The following is a 16,246-nucleotide window of genomic DNA, read 5'->3' on the forward strand; positions in this document are numbered from 1 at the left end:
CGCTGCCCCCCGAGGGGGCCGCTGCGCCTTGCGGCCGGCGGAGCCGGACCGCGGCCCCTGCTTGTCTGGCGAGTCAGTTAATTTATGAACCAACTCCAACTTTTTCTCCCGTGCGCCGCCGGCGTCGAAGAACTTCTTGCCGCCGAGGTCAAACGCATCACCGGCAGCACCGGCAAGGCCTGGCGCGCCGGCGTGCAGGTGACGGGCTCTTGGCGCGATGCGCTGCAGCTCAACCTGCACAGCCGGCTGGCGCAGCGCGTGCTGATCGAGCTGCAGCACAACAGCTACCGCAGCGAGCAGGACCTGTACAACGCCGCAGCCGGCGTGGCCTGGGAGATCTGGTTCACGCCCAAACAGACCTTCAAGGTCGAGATCACCGCACAGCACAGCCCGCTGACCAGCCTGAACTTTGCCGCGCTGAAAATCAAGGACGCCATCGCCGACCGCTTCCGCGACAAATACGATGTGCGCCCCGACGTTGACACACGCTGGCCCGATGTGCGCGTTTACGCCCACCTGACCACCGACACCGTCACGCTCTACATCGACACCTCGGGCGAGCCGCTGTTCAAACGCGGCTGGCGCGAGGACAAGGGCGATGCGCCGCTCAAGGAAACCCTGGCGGCCGCGATGCTGGCCGCCAGCGGCTGGAGCGGCGAGGCAGGCCTGTGCAAGCAGGGTGTGCCGCTGTACGACCCCTGCTGCGGCTCCGGCACCATCGTCATCGAGGCGGCGCAGATCGCCTGCAACATCGCCGCCGGCATGGGCCGGCACTTTGCGTTTGAAAAATTCGTGCCCTTCCAGCCCCACGTCTGGGAAGGCCTGCTGGACCAGGCCGAGCAGGCCATCACGCCGCCGACGGCGCCGGTGTTCGGCAGCGACGTGTCCTTCCGCATGGTCGACTTCGCCGAACGCAACGCCGAACGCGCCGGCGTCTCGCACGCGGTGCAGCTGCGCGGCGGCGACGCGCTGCAGCGCATGCCGCCCGCGCCCTCGGGCGTGATGCTGGTCAATCCGCCCTACGGCGAGCGTATTGACGTGGCCGGTGTGGCCGGCATTCCCGCGCTGCAGGGACGCGACCAGCGCCGCCAGCAGGGCGGCCAGGCGCAACAGGACCACCGCAACCAGCCCATCGACGAGTTCGGCCAGCCCTTGAGCCGTGACGCCGGCGACAGCCGCGACACCCGGGACACGCGCGAAGAGCCCGCCTTCGAAACCTCGCGCGACCGTTCGGCCAACCCGGGCCGCGAGCAGGCCGTCAATGCCTGGGGCGAAGAGGCCTCGGACTTCTTTCCGCAACTGGCCAGCCACTGGAAGAAAAACTACGCCGGCTGGACCGCCCATGTGCTCACGCCCGACATGAAGCTGCCGCAAAAAATGCGGCTCAAGGAGTCGCGCCGCGTGCCGATGTGGAACGGCCCCATCGAATGCCGGCTGTTCCGCTTCGACATGGTGGCCGGCTCGGCGCGCGAGAAAAAGCCCGCCGCCACACCTTGAGCCCGGCCGCCATGGACACCCAGGCGCGGGCCGGCGACTGCGTGGTGCTGGACACCAACATCGTGCTGGACCTGTTTGTGTTCGGCGACCTGGCGGCGCAGGCGCTCAAAAGCGCCGTGATCACCGGGCAGCTGCAATGGCTGGCCACCGAGGCCATGCGTACCGAACTGGCGCGCGTGCTTGACTACCCGCAGGTCGCCAAACGCATGACGCGCGACGGCCTGGTTGCTGCGCAAGTGCTGCTGGCCTTCGACACCCATGCGCGCACCGTCGCAGCCGGCCCCAAGGCGCCGGTGACCTGCAGCGACGCCGACGACCAGATCTTCATCGACCTGGCCGTGGCGCACAAAGCCTGGCTGCTGAGCAAGGATCAGGCCGTGCTTTGCATGAAAAAAAGGCTGCTGGCCCTTGATGTACGTGCGCAATCAGCTATTGATTTGATAGCTGTTTGAGGTTTTCCGCCGGAGAACGTACGCCGGAAGAACGGCTTCAGCCCAGCGCCTGCACGACCGCAGCGAAGAAGCTCGCAGGCTGAATCGGTATGGTTCCTTTGGGTTTGGGCATGGCGCTCCACTGGGCGATGACCACCTGTTTTGCGGGGTGGATGTACAGGTACTGGCCAAAGATGCCGATGGCAAGATAAGCGCCCTGGTGCACCGCGCCGGCCGAGGCGGCCAGGGGCCACCACATATAGCCGTAGGGCGTCTGGCTGTCATGGCCGCTGTTGCTGCAGGCCTCCTTGATCCAGTCCTGGGGCAGGATCTGCGTACCACCGGCCACGCCGCCGCCCAGCATGAACAGGCCAAAACGCGCGAAGTCGCGCAGGCGTGCGCTCAGGCCGCTGCCCGCCACCTCCATTCCGCCCGGCGACTCCAGCCACCAGCTGGCATCGGCCTCCATGCCGAAGCGGGCCCAGATGCGTTCGGACAAATAGTCGGACAGCGGCTGCCCGACCGCCGCGCGCAGTACGGCGCCGGCCACCTGGGTTTCGCCGGTGCTGTAATTCCATACCGAGCCCGGCGGGCCGGCGCGCGGCAACGCGGCCATGCAGTCCATGAGGGCGCCCGGGCGCTGGCTCAGTTGCGCTTCCAGCAGGCGGCGCCGGTCGGAATGGGGGTCGGTGTAGGTTTCATTCCAGCGCACGCCGGAGCTCATCTGCAGGACCTGCCGGATCGTCACGCCCTCATAGGCCGAGCCTGCAAGCGTCGGGACGTAGCGGCAGACCTGCTCGTCCAGGCTGCCGATGTGGCCGTCGTGGATGGCCGCACCGACCAGGGTGGCGGTGATGGACTTGGCCATGGACATCGAGGTCCAGCGCGTCTGCGGTGTATTGCCCAGCGCGTAATGCTCGAAGGCGACCTCACCGTTCTGGAGAACCAGCAAGCCGCTGACACGGTTCAGGGCCAGATAGTCGAAAAGATCCCAGCGGTGGCCCCCATCGTCGAACCCGATCGCGGGCCAGGGCCGGGAACTCACGGGCAAGGCATGAACGTTGGCACCGCGCGCCACGACGCGGGTGGGGAACAGGTGGTCCACATGGCGAAGCGTGCTGACCTGCAGGTCGGGCAGCAGGGCGCCATCGTAAAGATCGCGGACGGAGCCGATGGCCTCCAGGCCGGAAGCTGCGCCGGCCGCGGCTGGCTGGTCAGGCATCGGGCGTTGCATCGAAGCCGCTGGCAGGTCGGAATGGACGATGGAGGCAGCCGGAGGCGTCATGCCGGGACGCCCAGACCCAGCGCAAGGGCGGTGTAGCGGATGGGATACACCGCGTTGATACGGTCAAGCATGCAGGCCTCTGTAAAAGGAGCTGGGTGGTGCGAAAGCGCCGGGCCGGCCCGCGTGGGGCCTGCGGCTACACTGCCCATCATACGAGTTAAACCACCACGGACACCCCATGACAGACGCCGCCGCCCCTGCCGATTCGACCTTCCCGGGCGCCCTGAGCCCCGAGGATTTCGAAACACTGGACACCATCCTCGACGACCTGCGCAAGCGCGAGGAAGAAACGCCGCAGTGGGAGTTCTGCGAGGGTTTCCTGGCGGCGCTCGCCTGCACGCGGCGCGAGATTCCGCCCGACGAATACATGGCCGTGCTGCTCGACTTCGAGGGTGCCGAAGACGAGGCCGCTGCCCGGCAGCTGTTTGCCAGTGACGAGCAGCGCGCGCAGTTCATGGACCTGTGGGAGCGCCGCTACAAAGACATCTGCCGCGCGCTGGATGCCGACGTGGAAAACCTGCAGGACGAGCGCGCCTTTTACCCGCAGGTCGGCGACATGCGCGGCATGCTGGCCCGGCTGCCCGAGGAAGAGCGCAAGGACATCGACATGGACAGCGTGCCCTCGTTCGCCCAGGTCTGGGCGCTGGGTTTCATGTACGCGGTCGAGTCCTGGCCCGACGAGTGGGCGCTCTCACGACAGGAAGCCAAGGACAAGCAGGCCGTCGAGGACCTCGACGCCGCGCTGGGCGCCATCATCGAGCTGACCGACGACGACCCGGGCCCGATGGAGATGCCCATGCTCGGCGAAGACGCCGCGCCCAGTGCCAGCGAAGTGCGCCTCGAACAATTCGGCGAAGCCTTATGGGCGGTGTACGACCTGCGCGGCTTCTGGCGCAGCTTCGGCGCCAAGGTGGCGACCATTCACAAAGAGGCCACGCCCGGCCGCAATGATTTGTGCCCCTGCGGCAGCGGCAAGAAATACAAGAAGTGCCACGGGGCGGGGTGAGCCCGGGTCTCTGGTTTGACCAGAGAGCGTGAAATCAGCGCGGTGCGGGCCGCTGCCGCATCAAGCGGGACTTCGCCGAGAACAGGAGCGCACGGGAATACAGCTTGTGAAAGCCAAGCAGCAGGCGAAAGGTCAAACCCAAGTCAGGCGTCTGGGCGCCGGCCCTTGCGGCGCGCGCCGGCACCACAGCGGACCCAAAGTACAAGCGCGTGCCTCTGGAGTTCTCGCCTTCCATAGGAATGACCATCAACCATGAGCGCGTACGTCCCTGGAAGTCGCACATGAGCAACTGATTTTCACGCCGTTCCTCCACGCTCCACGCGGCAAACGAATCAACTGCTCCTGAAGCCAGTTGACCGGCCTGGACGTCCGTCGAGGGTTTCGAAACGAGCCATGCAAGCAGCAGCCTTTCAAGCCTGAACAGGGGCGTTGTGTAAAAGGCCTGGACATACTCGGCCTGGGAAACGTGCCGCGCTATCTCCGTGGTGTAGCAATCCGCGTACGCCCCCCCGTATTGGTATTTTCTCAGGAGCGCGCCGTGCGGGAGTTCAGATCGTTGAATGGATGGCATGTAGTGGATGCTTGGAGTGCGAAGCCTGACGTGAAAATGACCGGACCACCACCCTTTGCGGCGACGCCGCCTCCGGCAGTTGCGGGTGCGTGTCGAGCGACATGTTATGCGTCTGGACTCTCATCACGCGATGACACACTCCACTACCATCCAAAGATACTCGCGGTTGCGAGGTCCTACAAGTTGAGACGTTTTTGATCGAGCCGCCCCAGATGGACAGAGTTTCCGAGCGATAACTTCCCTCTCAGCGAACAGCGCAAGCTCCGCCCTGATACTCTCCGATCCCCCACGTTTCAAGATTTCGAAGTATTGTTTATTGCCGACCTTCACTCGGAAAGCGCGTGCATTAACCGCCTCGACCGGCAGCCATCCAAACGAGGAGTTTGGAACTGAGGTCGCAGGAGGAGGAACATAGGCGACTGGTTCTACGATCACAAAGTCTGTATTCGGTGGAGACGAGGTGCACCCGATCAAGGCTTCGAGCAGCAATGCCAGGGTCAATGAAGTGACCGACGCGGACAAGCTAGGACGCATAACGTCGGCGCTGTACGGCGGGCAGCGTACGCCGCGCAGCGGCCTTCTGCTGCTGCATGTCCGCGACGAGCAACAGGTTAAACATCATTGTGTGCCCATGACTCATCAACCAGCACTTTGAAGTAAGACCAGAGATTGTCTTCTGCTCCGTTTGTCAGACGCTTATTCACTTTTGCCGGTGGAAAGACCCAACTCTCTCCGCGCACAATCCCCAACGCTTGGTACTCTTGATTAATTGCCCAGTCTCCGCCTTTAGAGCGCCGATAGACCTCACCGAGATAACCACCAAGCATTTTGCAAACCGTTTGAATTTCCTCGTCCGACGGAGACTTCCGTAGTAGCTTAGCAATTACGCCTTTAGGCCGCGCCTTCTCAAGTTGTTCGGCTACAAATTCAACCTGTTGGACGCTTGCAGTTGAATAGTCTAGCGAAACAGCAAATTTTTCACGCGCAAAGTCCACTGCATCCTCAGCGTACGCAGCCATCATTTCGTTGATTGTCGGGGCAGCCATGTTTGATGTTTAACATTGATTGGACGCCAACGGCACCCAGTGGTCCGAAGGAAAACTAAGACGTTGCCTGCCGTTGGCGGTCCAATCGATCAACCAGTTAAACTTCATTTTTTTACCTGCGATCTGACTGACCGATGCGCTCGTTCAACTCTTTGAAATCGGCGATGAGTTTGTCACATGCTGCTTTTTCCGCTTGGCACAAGGCAGACATCTCAATGAATATGCCACCATCGGTCTTCATTTTTATGGCTCGACGAACTACGGCGGGATAGGCACTGTGGCTACTTGGTGTGAATGACCATTGAACATCGCCTGGCTCATTTGCAATCGTCCAGGCATCAGGCTTTGTAGTTTGGATTTGAACCCCCGGTTTGGCCTGCAGCGCTTCAAGCGCAGCTTGAACAGTTGGATAACCAATGCCTGGACTCAAAGCGGACGGGGCTGGTTCGGCCGGAACAACAGATTGAGCAAAAGCTGAGGCTCCGACAAAGCAGAACAGCAGCGAGGCAAGGTAACGCATTTGAGCAACCCTCGGTGAGGTTTAACGCTGGAGATGACCGGTGGACAGTAGGTCGGCGAAGCCGGCCAATAGGACGTCCGTGTCGATCAACCTGTTAGATTGCGGGGCGCTCACTTTCCCTCGCCCGCCCACGAGGGACGTTTCTTCACAGGCTTCGATTTCCATTCGTGCCCATTCGAATCGCTAACTTGGGCCACGATTTTGTCCCAGTACTTAGCGTATACGTCCATGGCGTCCTGGGTCACGACGTAGATTTCCGACGGTGCGGCCTCGGAGAGTGTTTTGCCTCGAATGCCGCTACTGATCAGAAGGTGGGTGTCGTCCAGTCCCTTCGGCAGGCGAAGAGCGACGTGGCTCACGTGGATGGGACGGCGTCCGACGTTCGTGACAGTTACGACACCCCAGAACTTGTTCTCGTCGTACTCCGGCGCGCCAAAACTCTTCATGTCCCATTGAAGCGATACCTGAACACTTGCACGATCGCGCAGGTAGTTCATCACGCCAAGGACGGTGCCCGTAACGCCAGATGCAAGACCCAGGACTGCGACTACTTCGGTGATGGTCATAGAGCAATCTAACGTGATGTCGACCGCAAACCCTGCGGTATAACTTGGCGAATGCGGTTCAACTTGGTCATCAAAATTTCCTGCAAATGGCGCGGCTGTTGGGTTTTACCGCAATACGCTGCAAATTCATACAGGGATAAAAAATTTGCGAAACACCGCAAATTCACATTTTGTGCTTCCTGAGGTGCCGGTCAGGCAAATTCAATAGTCTTTTTGGCCTCCAGCCCAATGGAGACGGGCGCAAGCAGCTATTTATTTGGTAGCGAATTGCCATGGTTCGCCGGACTCAATCCGGACTTTGTCAAACATCATGCGAATAAACGATGAACCCCATGTGTTGGGCCACCTTGTCATAAAGAAGCCGGCCGGCTGAATTGGTGGTGTGTGTTTGCCAGTACACCCGTTTGATGCCGGCGGCCTTCGCGCGCTCGTACACGCCTTCGATCAGCGCGCGCCCGACGCCCTGGCCGCGCGCGGCCGGATCGGTGAAGAGGTCCTGCAGGTAACAGGTGAGCTCGATGCGGGTCGTGCTGCGGTGATACAGGTAGTGGGTCAGCCCGAGCAATTGCCCATCAAGCTCGGCCACCAGCGCAAAGACAGGCTCGTTAGGGTCGAAGAAACGCTGCCAGGTGGTTTGCGTGATCTCCGGCGCCAGCGCGGTCTTGCCCTCGCGGCCGTAAAAGGCGTTGTAGCCGTCCCAGAGCGGTGTCCAGGCCGGAAAGTCGGTTTGTTCAATCGGACGTATGCGAAGGGGAGAGGTCATGTCTGAAGGGTGGTGAGTTTCAGGTTCAGTGCAGTGAGCGGGTCTTCAAGGCATCCGGAGCAACCACGCTGTCGTCCTGGTAGACCCGCGCGAGCAGCAGGCTGAGGGCGTACCGGCGTGCCGGCGGCGTGGCGCGGAGAATGCCCTCGTCCTGCAGGATCTTGATCAGTTTTGTCGGGGCCACGCGTTTGTCGCCCACGATCTCGACATGGCCCGCATCGACTTCCACCCGGCGCGCCCGCGTGTCGGTTTCTATCCGGGCGTTGCGCTGCTCCGCCAGCGAGAAAATTTCGTCACCTTCCGCGCAGCGCCCGCCCTCTTCGCGCCGGCAGGTGCCACGCTCGTTGGTGTCTATCTTCAGGTAGTTGGCGACCTGTTGCGCCAGAGCGCCGGGCTCGCGGATGAACAGCGAGGAATAGGTGATGTCGGCCCATTTCGGGCCTGTCACCAGGTAACAGCTCAGCGGCACCATGCCCAGCGTGAGCGGGTAGAGCCAGGTCTTGCCGCAGGTCCTGGCCGCGTCGATGCCGGCAAAAGGCCCGGAGATGGTCACCAGACGCACATCGACAGCGCGGCCGGAGGGCGCCGTGGCGGAAGATTCCGTCATCGACCTGCGTGCGATCAGCGCGCCCTGGCTGTGGCCTATCACCGTGATCTGGGGGACCCGGGATTGCGCCGAGAGCTGGCTGACGGCCTGCTTCAGCTCGTCGGCAACTTCGGCGAGCCTGGCACGGTCGTCATAGGTAAAACAAGCCGTCTGCTGGCCATGAAAAGCCAGCACCTGGGCCAGGCCCCGAAACTGGCCGGAGGAGCCGAAGCAGCCGTGCACCAGGATGTGGACCGGCTGGCTCGCGTCGAGGTGCAAGGTGCGATCCGGGTTGTCCGTGCAAGGCCCCAGGCCGGGAATGTTGAGGCTGATGTCAGGCGACGGCAGGCGGCCCGGCTCCAGGTCCACGGTGTTCATCGCCTGTTTTGAAGCGCAGCCGGCCAGCAGGCCGAGAAGGGCGATGAGAATGGCGATGTGTTTCATGTCTTTCTTTCAAGCATGGCGCCGGCTCATGCGAGCGCCCCGTACACCGGCTCGCAGCGCACGTCGGTCTTGACCGAGTTGGCGATGAAGCAGGCGTCGTGTGCCTCGTGGTGCAGACTGTCCAGCTCTTCGCGGGTCGGCTGGCGCGCGCCGGAAAACTCCACGTCGGGCCGCAGGGTCACGACAGTCATGGCCATTTTTCCATCGGCATTTTTTTCCATGACCCCTTCCGCGGCGTCGAAATAACGGTCCACGCAGAATTTGCGTTTGGCCGCGATCGACAGAAACCACAACATGTGGCAGCTCGACAGCGAGGACACAAAGGCTTCCTCCGGGTCCAGCGCCGAGGCGTCGGACATCGGCAGCGGCACCACATGCGGTGACGACGAACCGGGCACCTCCAGGCCGCCGTCAAAACGCAGCAGGTGCCGGCGGCTGTAGCGGTTGCCCGCAAAGTCGCCTTCGTTGCGCAGCCATAAAACTTCAGCGGTGTAGTGAGCCATGGTTATTTGAAGAAGGTGTGCAGGGCGTGCGCCGTTTCCAGCGGCAGCTCTTCGGGAATGAAATGCCCGGCCGGCAAGGCCTGGCCGCTGACGATGCCGGCGCATTGCGCCTGCCAGAGGTCCAGCGGCTGGAACAGCTGCTGCACCACACCGCGCTCACCCCAGAGCACCTGGGTGTCGCAGGCGATCTTGTCGCCGCGCGCCCGGCTTTCGCGGTCATGCACCAGGTCGATGCCGGCGCTGGCACGGTAGTCCTCGCAGGCGGCGTGGATCGCCTCGGGCGTGCAGAAGCAACGTTCGTACTCGATCAACGCCTCGGGTTCGATGTAGCTCAGGCCCCGGCTGCCCCAGCCGCCGAGCTTGGCGTGCAGGTAGGCCAAGGCGCAGCCGCCAATCATGGTTTCGGGCAGCGGGTTGGGCTGGATCAGGTGGAACCAGTGGTAATACGCGGTGGCAAAACGCATGTCGGTGGCGTTGTACATGTCCAGCGTGGGCGCAATGTCGATCAGGCACAGCTTGTCCACGCGCCCGGGGTGGTCCACGGCCAGGCGGTGCGCCACGCGGCCGCCGCGGTCGTGGCCGCACAGGTAGAAGCTGCCGCGGCCCAGCGCGTCCATCACGGCCACGGCGTCCTGCGCCATGTTGCGTTTGCTGTAGTTGCTGTGGTCGGGCAGGCCGGCCACCTTGGACGAGTCGCCGTAGCCGCGCAGGTCGGGCAGGACCAGGAAAAAATGCGCCTGCAGCGCCAGCGCCACGCGGTGCCACATCACATGGCTTTGCGGAAAGCCGTGCAGCAGCAATAGCGTCGGGCCGGCGGCATTGCCGCCGTAGCGGGCGAAGATGGAGGTGCCGTTGACTTCGAAGTCGCGCGCCTCGAAGCCTTCAAACCAGGCCTGCGGCAGGGTGGAGGCCATGCTCAGTGCCCGCCCTGTTTCCGGCGCGCCAGGTAGGTGTGCAGGTTGGCCGCCGCCGTTTTGCGTACCTTGCTGCGCAGAAAGGGCGTCCAGCCCAGCAACAGGCCCGGCGTGCCCAGCGCCTGGCGCGCCCAGGCCCAGAAGTCGAAGCGGTCACGGTGGGTGGCGATCAGCCCCTGCGGCGTGAAGGTGAAGCGCCCGTCGATCACGTTGTGCACCATGCGCCCGGTGGCACTGAAGCGGTAGTGGGCCTCCCAGTGCGCCTGGCCACCGGCCGCGTCGGCCCTGACGTCGCTGTAGTCGAGTTTCCACACATCGCGCCCCTTGGCCCGGGTGGCGTCGCACAACATGTGCCACATGCCCGTGACCTGCTCATGCCCGCGCAGCGAAAAGGCCTCGTCGTCAAAGGACGCGTCGGGCGCATAACACTGGGCCATGGTGTCCGGGTCCAGGCGCGCAAAGGCGCTGTAGAACTTCTCCAGGGTCTGCTGGTTGGGGTGCATAAACACTTTCGGACGGGAGGGCTCGCGGGGATCTACTCGCGAAATCGTACACCCTCCGGCTGCGCCTGCGTCGTGACCTGTCGCCGACGGCAGGCACCCGGGCGACAGGCCGGGCATTGATAATGCGCCAACGCGACCCATCTGCTCCACCATGATCCCTTTTTCCGTTCTGGACCTCTCCCCCATCGTGGAGGGCAGCGACGCCGCGCAGTCCCTGCGCAATACCCTGGACTTGGCGCAACACGCCGAACGCTGGGGCTTCCAGCGCTACTGGCTGGCCGAGCACCACGGCATGGCCGGCATTGCCAGTGCCGCCACGGCCGTCGTCATGGCGCATGTGGCCGGCGGCACCTCGCGCATCCGCGTCGGTGCCGGCGGCATCATGCTGCCCAACCATTCCCCGCTGGTGATTGCCGAGCAGTTCGGCACGCTCGAATCGCTGTTTCCCGGCCGCATCGACCTCGGGCTGGGCCGGGCGCCGGGTTCCGACCAGGCGACGGCACGCGCGCTGCGGCGCGACCTGAACGCCGACCCCAACGAGTTTCCGCAGGACGTGGTCGAACTCATGCATTACTTCGAGCCGGTGTCCGAGGGCCAGCGCGTGCGCGCCGTGCCCGGCGCGGGCCTGAAGGTGCCGCTCTGGATTCTGGGTTCCAGCCTGTTCGGCGCGCAGCTGGCGGCCCAGCTCGGCCTGCCGTTTGCCTTTGCCTCGCACTTTGCGCCGGCGCAGATGATGCAGGCCATCGAGGTTTACCGCAGCCGCTTCCGCCCCTCGGAACAGCTGGCGCGTCCCTATGTGATGCTGGGTTTCAATGTGTTTGCGGCCGACAGCGACGAGCAGGCGCAGCTGCTGTCGTCGTCGATGCAGCAGGCCTTTGTCAACCTGCGCAGCGGCCGGCCGTCGCGCCTGCAGCCGCCGGTGGCCGGTTACGAGGAGCGCCTCACGCCGCCCGAGCGCGCCATTCTGGAACAAACGCTGTCATGCTCGGCCATAGGCGCCCCGACGACGGTGCGCCATGCGCTGGAGGCCTTCGTGGCCCGTACCGGCGCCGACGAGCTGATGATCACCTCACAGATCTTCGACCACAAGGCGCGCCTGCGGTCTTACGAGATCACGGCGGGCCTGCAGGACTAAGCGCACTTTCAAGAGTTGAAATGCAAGCCAGGGCCGCGGGTCCGGCTTTGCCGGCCCGCAGGCGCAGCGGCCCCCTCGGGGGGCAGGGAGCTACACGAAGTGAGCGACCGTGGGGGCCTATTTCTTGACCGACAGGAGCTCGATCTCGAACTGTAGCGTGGCGTTCGGCGGAATCACGCCGCCTGCGCCGCGCGAGCCATAGGCAATTGCCGCCGGGCAGGTGAGTTTGGCCTTGCCGCCCACCTTCATTTTCTGCACGCCTTCGGTCCAGCAGGGGATGACGCGGTTCAGCGGGAATTCGGTCGGTTCGTTGCGCTTGTACGAGCTGTCGAACTCCTTGCCGTCCGGAAAGCTGCCGCGGTAGTGCACCTTGACGGTGTCGGTGGCGGCCGGGCTGGCGCCGCTGCCGTCTTTCAGCGAGCGGTAGACCAGCCCGCTGGCCGTGACGGACGCACCCGCCTCCTTGGCGGCAGCGGCCGCGGCCGCATCGGCTTGCGCCCAGGCGGCGGGCAAAACAAACAATGACAAAACGCTGGCGCAGAGGATGGATCGCACAAAAACTCCTTGGGTGATGTTCAGAAAGACTGGCCGGGCCCGGCCTGATGCACCCATGTTAGCGCGGCACGGGTCAGCGCCGCCGCCCGCCTTCTTTACCAGCCAGAGCCGCGGGTCCGGCTCTGCCGGCCCGCAGGCGCAGCGGCCCCCCTGGGGGGCAGGGCGCTACACGCAGTGAGCAACCGTGGGGGCCACATTCAGCGCGGCGCGTTGCGCAACAGGTCCCGGTTGTCGTTCCACCAGGGGTCGTTGATGCCCTCCAGCAGCTTGTCGAAGGCAAAAGCCTTCTGGCTGATCACCAGCCGGGCCGCGCAACGCCGCACGGCGTGAAAGGACTCGTCCGTACTGTCCAGTGGCGGGCAGCGGGCGCTGAGCCTCTGGAAATAGTACGGCGGCCAGGTGCCGGTGGTGTTGACCTCCTGCCCGGACAACCAGTACACCCCGTCGGTGCGGTTGGCCCTCCAGCGTTCGTACACCGGCGCGGGCAGGCCCTGCTTGAAAAAGTAGTTGCGCAACTGGTCGGTGGGAGCCTTGCCCGGCGCGGAAGCCGGCGCTTGTTGCAGGCCAATCCGCCCGGCGGGCAACAGTCGCCAGGCGCCGGCCAGCCAGACGATGGCGCAGGCGCCCGCGCAGTCGGCGCTCGTGACCGTGTGCGGGTACAGGGCGGCCAGGGTGTCGGCCAGCAGCAGGGCTTCCGCGGTGTCGCCGCCTGAAATGGCCAGCTCGACCCGCCCCAGGGCATGCCAGGCGTCGGCCGGTTTGCGCCGCACCAGTTCGGTCAGGCGGGCCGTGTCGCCCGGCACCAGCTCGCCGCTGATTCTCAGGCTGCGCGCCACACCGGCCAGCGGGCCGTCCGGGAAGGGGTTGCTGTAGCTGAACTCCAGCGCGTGGGCGCAAGGCAGCGCCAGCAAGGATCCCAGCAGGGGCAGCAGCGCCATCGGTGCGGCGCCGGGCACGCGGCCCGTCGCACCGGGGCGGTGCCAAAGCGTCTGGAGCCAGCGGGGTATCAGCATTCAATCCTTGTCAAACCCGTCAGCCGCGCTGTGGGTGCTTCTGGCCAAAAAACAAAACAACTTTACACGTCCCGCCTCTGCGGCGCTGCAGGGCAAGGCCTACTTTACACAGCCCGCAAAAACCCTTCGCCACGAGACCCTGAACGTCGCCGGCCTGGCGTTGATCTGCGGCAAGCCAGCCTGGCGCTCCTGTGTCATCCTGTCGCCATGAACACAGTCACTGCCTCTGCTCCGGGTTTTCTTTCTGCCGCCACGCGTTTTCTTTTCTTCACCGGCAAGGGCGGGGTCGGCAAGACCTCCTTGTCGGCCGCGGCGGCCATCGCACTGGCTGATGCGGGCTGGCGCGTGCTGCTGGTCAGCACCGATGCCGCGTCCAACCTCGACGAGATGCTGGGCGTGCCGCTGCGCAACCAGCCGGTGGACGTGCCCGGCGTGCCGGGTCTGGCCGTGCTCAACATCGACCCTGACGCAGCCGCCGAGGCCTACCGCCTGCGCGTGCTCGCGCAGCTGGAAGCCGATGCCAGCGAGGACGAACGTGCCACCGTGCGTGAGCAGCTGTCCGGCGCCTGTACCACCGAGATTGCCGCGTTCGACGAATTTGCCGCCTTGCTGGCCCAGGAGGGCGGCGGCTGGGACCATGTCATCTTCGACACCGCGCCCACCGGCCACACCTTGCGCCTGCTCAGTCTGCCCAAGGCCTGGAGCGGTTTTCTGGCCGGCAACGACCGCGGCGCCTCCTGCCTGGGCCCGCACTCGGGCCTGAAGATGCAGGAAACGCGCTTCAACGCCGCCCTGGCCGCGCTCAGCAATGCGGCCATCACCACCGTGGTGCTGGTGACACGGCCCGATCCGCGCCCCATGCAGGAGGCCGCGCGCACCGCCGAGGAGCTGCGCACCCTGGGGCTGTCCAACCAGCGCCTGGTGGTCAACGGCGTGTTTCACGCCACGGTGCAGGCGGGCGGCAAGGTGGACCCCACCGCCCGGGCCGTCGAGGCGCTGGGCCTGCAGGCCCTCGCGCAAATGCCCGACGCGCTGGCGCGCCTGCCGCGCGACGAGGTGCCGCTGCGCGCCTTCGACACCGTGGGCCTGTCGGCGCTGCGTGCGTTGTTGGGGGGCGGTCCGATGCCGGCGACGGTCCCCGATGCAGCTACGGGTGTGGCCTCCTTGCCGGCCGAACCCTTGTCCCGCATGGCCGACGAGCTGGCCGCCCTGGGCCACGGCCTGATCATGGTGATGGGCAAGGGCGGCGTCGGCAAAACCACCATTGCCGCCGCACTGGCCGTGGGCCTAGTGCAGCGCGGCCACAGTGTGCACCTGACCACCACCGACCCGGCCGCCCATGTGGCCGGGACGCTGAACGGCAGCCTGCCCAACCTGAAGGTCGGCCGCATCGATCCCAAAGCCGAGACCCAGGCCTACATTGCCAAAATCATGGCCACACGCGGCAAGACGCTGGACGAGCAAGGCCAGGCGCTGCTGCTGGAAGACCTGCAGTCGCCCTGCACCGAAGAGGTGGCGGTGTTTCATGCCTTCAGCCGCGTCGTCAACGAGGCGCGCAGCGCCTTTGTGGTGCTGGACACCGCGCCCACCGGCCACTCGCTGCTGCTGATGGACGCCACCGGCGCCTACCACCGGCAGATGATGCAGCAGTACGAGGGCAGCAACAACGCCGTGCACATCATCACGCCGCTCATGCGGTTGCAGGATGCGTCCATGACCCACGTCATCCTGGTGACCCTGCCCGAGGTCACGCCGGTGAGCCAGGCCGCGGCATTGCAGGACGATTTGCGCCGCGCCAAAATCGAGCCCTGGGCCTGGGTCATCAACAAAAGCGTGGCCGCCACCGGCACCACCGACCCGCTGCTGCAGGCCCGCCTGGCCGGCGAACACCGCCAGACCGCGCGTATTGCCGGCGGCCTGGCACGCCGCACCTTTGTGCTGCCCTGGCTGGCCGAGCCGCCGGTGGGGGTGTCGGCCCTGGGCGCGCTGGCAGCGCCTGCCGCGGTGTGAACAGGCCCTAAAGCGCCTTCGGCACCGCCTGGCTCAAAAAGTCATACACCGCGCGTATGCGGCGGCTGGTGCGGATCTCGCGGTGCACGGTGAGCCAGATCGGCAGCGGCGGCACCTTGATCATGGGCAGCACGGCGACGACGTCCCTGTCGGTGGCGGCCAGGTAGTCGGCGATGAAGCCTATGCCCAGACCGGCACGCACGGCCTCCCAGTAGGCGATCAGGTCGTCGCAGCGAAACGCAAATGCTTCGCGTGTGACCGGCAGGCCAAAGCCCGCCATGCCCTTGAGGATGGCCTCGTCGCGGTCGCTGCCTACCAGCTCGTGGTTCAGCAGATCCTGCGGTTGCTTCGGCGTGCCGCGCCGGCGCAGGTAGTCGCGGTGCGCATAAGTGCCCAGCGTGACCCTGGCGATGCGCTTGACCACCAGGCTGGCCTGGTCGGGCTGCACCATGCGCAGCGCGATGTCGGCCTCGCGCCGCAGCAGGTTGCTGACCGCGTTGCTGGCCACCAGTTCGACCTGGATGTCGGGCAGGGCCAGGCGCATTTGCGCCAGGATGGGTGGCAGCACAAAACAGGCCACTGGCTGGCTGGCGGTGATGCGTACCGTGCCCGAGATGCCCGGCTCCAGGCCCGACACGTTGCGCGCGAGTTCGTTGGCGGCGTTGTCCATGGCGCGGGCCGACTCGGCCAGCTGCAGCGCCGTGGCGGTGGGCAGCAGGCCACGCCCGGTGCGCTCAAACAGCAGCACGCCGAGCTGTGCTTCCAGCTCGGCGATGTGGCGACCTATGGTGGGCTGGCTGGCGCTGAGCACACGCGCCGCGCCCAGCAGGCTGCCCTGGTCCAGTGCCGCCAGGAAGGAGCGCACCAGGCGCCAGTCGAAGTTGTTATTCATGGATGA

Annotated in this window: 19 protein-coding genes; 6 read left to right on the plus strand and 13 right to left on the minus strand. The window is 65.0% G+C overall.

All coding sequences use genetic code 11. The features are described 5' to 3' along the window. Nucleotides 1–84 precede the first annotated feature (84 nt). Nucleotides 85–1,497, plus strand: a complete 1,413-nt coding sequence (locus tag B7X65_RS19520; protein WP_293595958.1) for a THUMP domain-containing protein — start codon at nt 85–87, stop codon at nt 1,495–1,497. An 11-nt stretch (nt 1,498–1,508) separates the two neighbouring features. After that, nucleotides 1,509–1,949: a putative toxin-antitoxin system toxin component, PIN family gene (locus tag B7X65_RS19525; RefSeq protein WP_293596005.1), complete on the plus strand. Its 441-nt coding sequence runs from the start codon at nt 1,509–1,511 to the stop codon at nt 1,947–1,949. Between the two features lie 37 nt (nt 1,950–1,986). On the opposite strand, the gene B7X65_RS19530 is transcribed toward B7X65_RS19525, so the two are convergent. After that, nucleotides 1,987–3,150: a serine hydrolase gene (locus B7X65_RS19530; protein ID WP_293595959.1), complete on the minus strand. Its 1,164-nt coding sequence runs from the start codon at nt 3,148–3,150 to the stop codon at nt 1,987–1,989. Nucleotides 3,151–3,391: 241 nt separating this feature from the next. Between B7X65_RS19530 and B7X65_RS19535 the strand changes: the two genes are divergently transcribed. Beyond that, a complete protein-coding gene (locus B7X65_RS19535) occupies nt 3,392–4,219 on the plus strand; it encodes a UPF0149 family protein (RefSeq protein WP_293595960.1) in 828 nt (275 codons plus the stop codon). Nucleotides 4,220–4,253: 34 nt separating this feature from the next. Here B7X65_RS19535 and B7X65_RS19540 read toward each other — a convergent pair whose 3' ends face one another. The 9 genes from B7X65_RS19540 to B7X65_RS19580 all read right to left on the minus strand — a co-directional run bounded on the left by B7X65_RS19540 (nt 4,254) and on the right by B7X65_RS19580 (nt 10,635). Then, on the minus strand, nt 4,254–4,790 hold the full coding sequence (locus B7X65_RS19540) for a hypothetical protein (RefSeq protein ID WP_293595961.1): 537 nt from the start codon (nt 4,788–4,790) through the stop codon (nt 4,254–4,256). Between the two features lie 611 nt (nt 4,791–5,401). Next, nucleotides 5,402–5,836 (minus strand): hypothetical protein, encoded by a 435-nt coding sequence (locus tag B7X65_RS19545; RefSeq protein WP_293595962.1) that lies wholly within the window; start codon nt 5,834–5,836, stop codon nt 5,402–5,404. Nucleotides 5,837–5,948: 112 nt separating this feature from the next. Further along, entirely contained in the window at nt 5,949–6,356 is a 408-nt protein-coding gene (locus B7X65_RS19550; RefSeq protein ID WP_293595963.1) for a hypothetical protein, read from the minus strand. A gap of 110 nt (nt 6,357–6,466) precedes the next feature. After that, nucleotides 6,467–6,922: a hypothetical protein gene (locus B7X65_RS19555; RefSeq protein ID WP_293595964.1), complete on the minus strand. Its 456-nt coding sequence runs from the start codon at nt 6,920–6,922 to the stop codon at nt 6,467–6,469. A 301-nt stretch (nt 6,923–7,223) separates the two neighbouring features. Continuing rightward, entirely contained in the window at nt 7,224–7,685 is a 462-nt protein-coding gene (locus B7X65_RS19560) for a GNAT family N-acetyltransferase (protein ID WP_293595965.1), read from the minus strand. Nucleotides 7,686–7,710: 25 nt separating this feature from the next. Then, nucleotides 7,711–8,715: an alpha/beta hydrolase family protein gene (locus tag B7X65_RS19565; RefSeq protein WP_293595966.1), complete on the minus strand. Its 1,005-nt coding sequence runs from the start codon at nt 8,713–8,715 to the stop codon at nt 7,711–7,713. A gap of 26 nt (nt 8,716–8,741) precedes the next feature. Then, nucleotides 8,742–9,218, minus strand: coding sequence for an OsmC family protein (locus tag B7X65_RS19570; RefSeq protein WP_293595967.1), 477 nt, complete (start codon nt 9,216–9,218; stop codon nt 8,742–8,744). Between the two features lie 2 nt (nt 9,219–9,220). Then, entirely contained in the window at nt 9,221–10,132 is a 912-nt protein-coding gene (locus B7X65_RS19575) for an alpha/beta hydrolase (RefSeq protein WP_293595968.1), read from the minus strand. Nucleotides 10,133–10,134: 2 nt separating this feature from the next. Further along, entirely contained in the window at nt 10,135–10,635 is a 501-nt protein-coding gene (locus B7X65_RS19580) for a nuclear transport factor 2 family protein (protein WP_293595969.1), read from the minus strand. A 151-nt stretch (nt 10,636–10,786) separates the two neighbouring features. Here B7X65_RS19580 and B7X65_RS19585 point away from each other — a divergent pair, with 151 nt between their 5' ends. Beyond that, nucleotides 10,787–11,770 carry an LLM class flavin-dependent oxidoreductase gene (locus tag B7X65_RS19585; RefSeq protein ID WP_293595970.1) on the plus strand — a complete coding sequence of 328 codons (984 nt, stop codon included), beginning with the start codon at nt 10,787–10,789 and terminating at the stop codon, nt 11,768–11,770. 117 nt (nt 11,771–11,887) lie between these two features. Here B7X65_RS19585 and B7X65_RS19590 read toward each other — a convergent pair whose 3' ends face one another. Together B7X65_RS19590 and B7X65_RS19595 are read right to left on the minus strand one after the other, a co-directional pair. Continuing rightward, on the minus strand, nt 11,888–12,325 hold the full coding sequence (locus tag B7X65_RS19590) for an FKBP-type peptidyl-prolyl cis-trans isomerase (protein ID WP_096667721.1): 438 nt from the start codon (nt 12,323–12,325) through the stop codon (nt 11,888–11,890). Between the two features lie 197 nt (nt 12,326–12,522). Then, on the minus strand, nt 12,523–13,338 hold the full coding sequence (locus B7X65_RS19595) for a hypothetical protein (RefSeq protein WP_293595971.1): 816 nt from the start codon (nt 13,336–13,338) through the stop codon (nt 12,523–12,525). A 7-nt stretch (nt 13,339–13,345) separates the two neighbouring features. Here B7X65_RS19595 and B7X65_RS19600 point away from each other — a divergent pair, with 7 nt between their 5' ends. Both B7X65_RS19600 and arsA read left to right on the plus strand, forming a co-directional pair. Beyond that, nucleotides 13,346–13,549: a hypothetical protein gene (locus B7X65_RS19600; RefSeq protein WP_293595972.1), complete on the plus strand. Its 204-nt coding sequence runs from the start codon at nt 13,346–13,348 to the stop codon at nt 13,547–13,549. After that, nucleotides 13,546–15,348 carry an arsenical pump-driving ATPase gene (arsA, locus tag B7X65_RS19605; protein ID WP_293595973.1) on the plus strand — a complete coding sequence of 601 codons (1,803 nt, stop codon included), beginning with the start codon at nt 13,546–13,548 and terminating at the stop codon, nt 15,346–15,348. Before B7X65_RS19600 ends, arsA begins: the two co-directional genes overlap by 4 nt. Nucleotides 15,349–15,355: 7 nt before the next feature. Here arsA and B7X65_RS19610 read toward each other — a convergent pair whose 3' ends face one another. Then, entirely contained in the window at nt 15,356–16,240 is an 885-nt protein-coding gene (locus B7X65_RS19610) for a LysR family transcriptional regulator (RefSeq protein ID WP_293595974.1), read from the minus strand. Nucleotides 16,241–16,246 lie beyond the last annotated feature (6 nt).

Origin of the sequence: Polaromonas sp. 39-63-25, assembly GCF_002278925.1 — a bacterium.
GTDB lineage: Bacteria > Pseudomonadota > Gammaproteobacteria > Burkholderiales > Burkholderiaceae_C > Polaromonas.

Coding starts and splice junctions, on each gene's coding strand:
- B7X65_RS19520 (WP_293595958.1), top strand. CDS start 85: ATGAACCAACTCCAACTTTTTCTCCCGTGCGCCGCCGGCGTCGAAGAA.
- B7X65_RS19610 (WP_293595974.1), bottom strand. CDS start 16,240: ATGAATAACAACTTCGACTGGCGCCTGGTGCGCTCCTTCCTGGCGGCA.
- B7X65_RS19535 (WP_293595960.1), top strand. CDS start 3,392: ATGACAGACGCCGCCGCCCCTGCCGATTCGACCTTCCCGGGCGCCCTG.
- B7X65_RS19545 (WP_293595962.1), bottom strand. CDS start 5,836: ATGGCTGCCCCGACAATCAACGAAATGATGGCTGCGTACGCTGAGGAT.
- B7X65_RS19585 (WP_293595970.1), top strand. CDS start 10,787: ATGATCCCTTTTTCCGTTCTGGACCTCTCCCCCATCGTGGAGGGCAGC.
- B7X65_RS19565 (WP_293595966.1), bottom strand. CDS start 8,715: ATGAAACACATCGCCATTCTCATCGCCCTTCTCGGCCTGCTGGCCGGC.
- arsA (WP_293595973.1), top strand. CDS start 13,546: ATGAACACAGTCACTGCCTCTGCTCCGGGTTTTCTTTCTGCCGCCACG.
- B7X65_RS19525 (WP_293596005.1), top strand. CDS start 1,509: ATGGACACCCAGGCGCGGGCCGGCGACTGCGTGGTGCTGGACACCAAC.
- B7X65_RS19550 (WP_293595963.1), bottom strand. CDS start 6,356: ATGCGTTACCTTGCCTCGCTGCTGTTCTGCTTTGTCGGAGCCTCAGCT.
- B7X65_RS19570 (WP_293595967.1), bottom strand. CDS start 9,218: ATGGCTCACTACACCGCTGAAGTTTTATGGCTGCGCAACGAAGGCGAC.
- B7X65_RS19530 (WP_293595959.1), bottom strand. CDS start 3,150: ATGCCTGACCAGCCAGCCGCGGCCGGCGCAGCTTCCGGCCTGGAGGCC.
- B7X65_RS19540 (WP_293595961.1), bottom strand. CDS start 4,790: ATGCCATCCATTCAACGATCTGAACTCCCGCACGGCGCGCTCCTGAGA.
- B7X65_RS19575 (WP_293595968.1), bottom strand. CDS start 10,132: ATGGCCTCCACCCTGCCGCAGGCCTGGTTTGAAGGCTTCGAGGCGCGC.
- B7X65_RS19555 (WP_293595964.1), bottom strand. CDS start 6,922: ATGACCATCACCGAAGTAGTCGCAGTCCTGGGTCTTGCATCTGGCGTT.
- B7X65_RS19560 (WP_293595965.1), bottom strand. CDS start 7,685: ATGACCTCTCCCCTTCGCATACGTCCGATTGAACAAACCGACTTTCCG.
- B7X65_RS19580 (WP_293595969.1), bottom strand. CDS start 10,635: ATGCACCCCAACCAGCAGACCCTGGAGAAGTTCTACAGCGCCTTTGCG.
- B7X65_RS19595 (WP_293595971.1), bottom strand. CDS start 13,338: ATGCTGATACCCCGCTGGCTCCAGACGCTTTGGCACCGCCCCGGTGCG.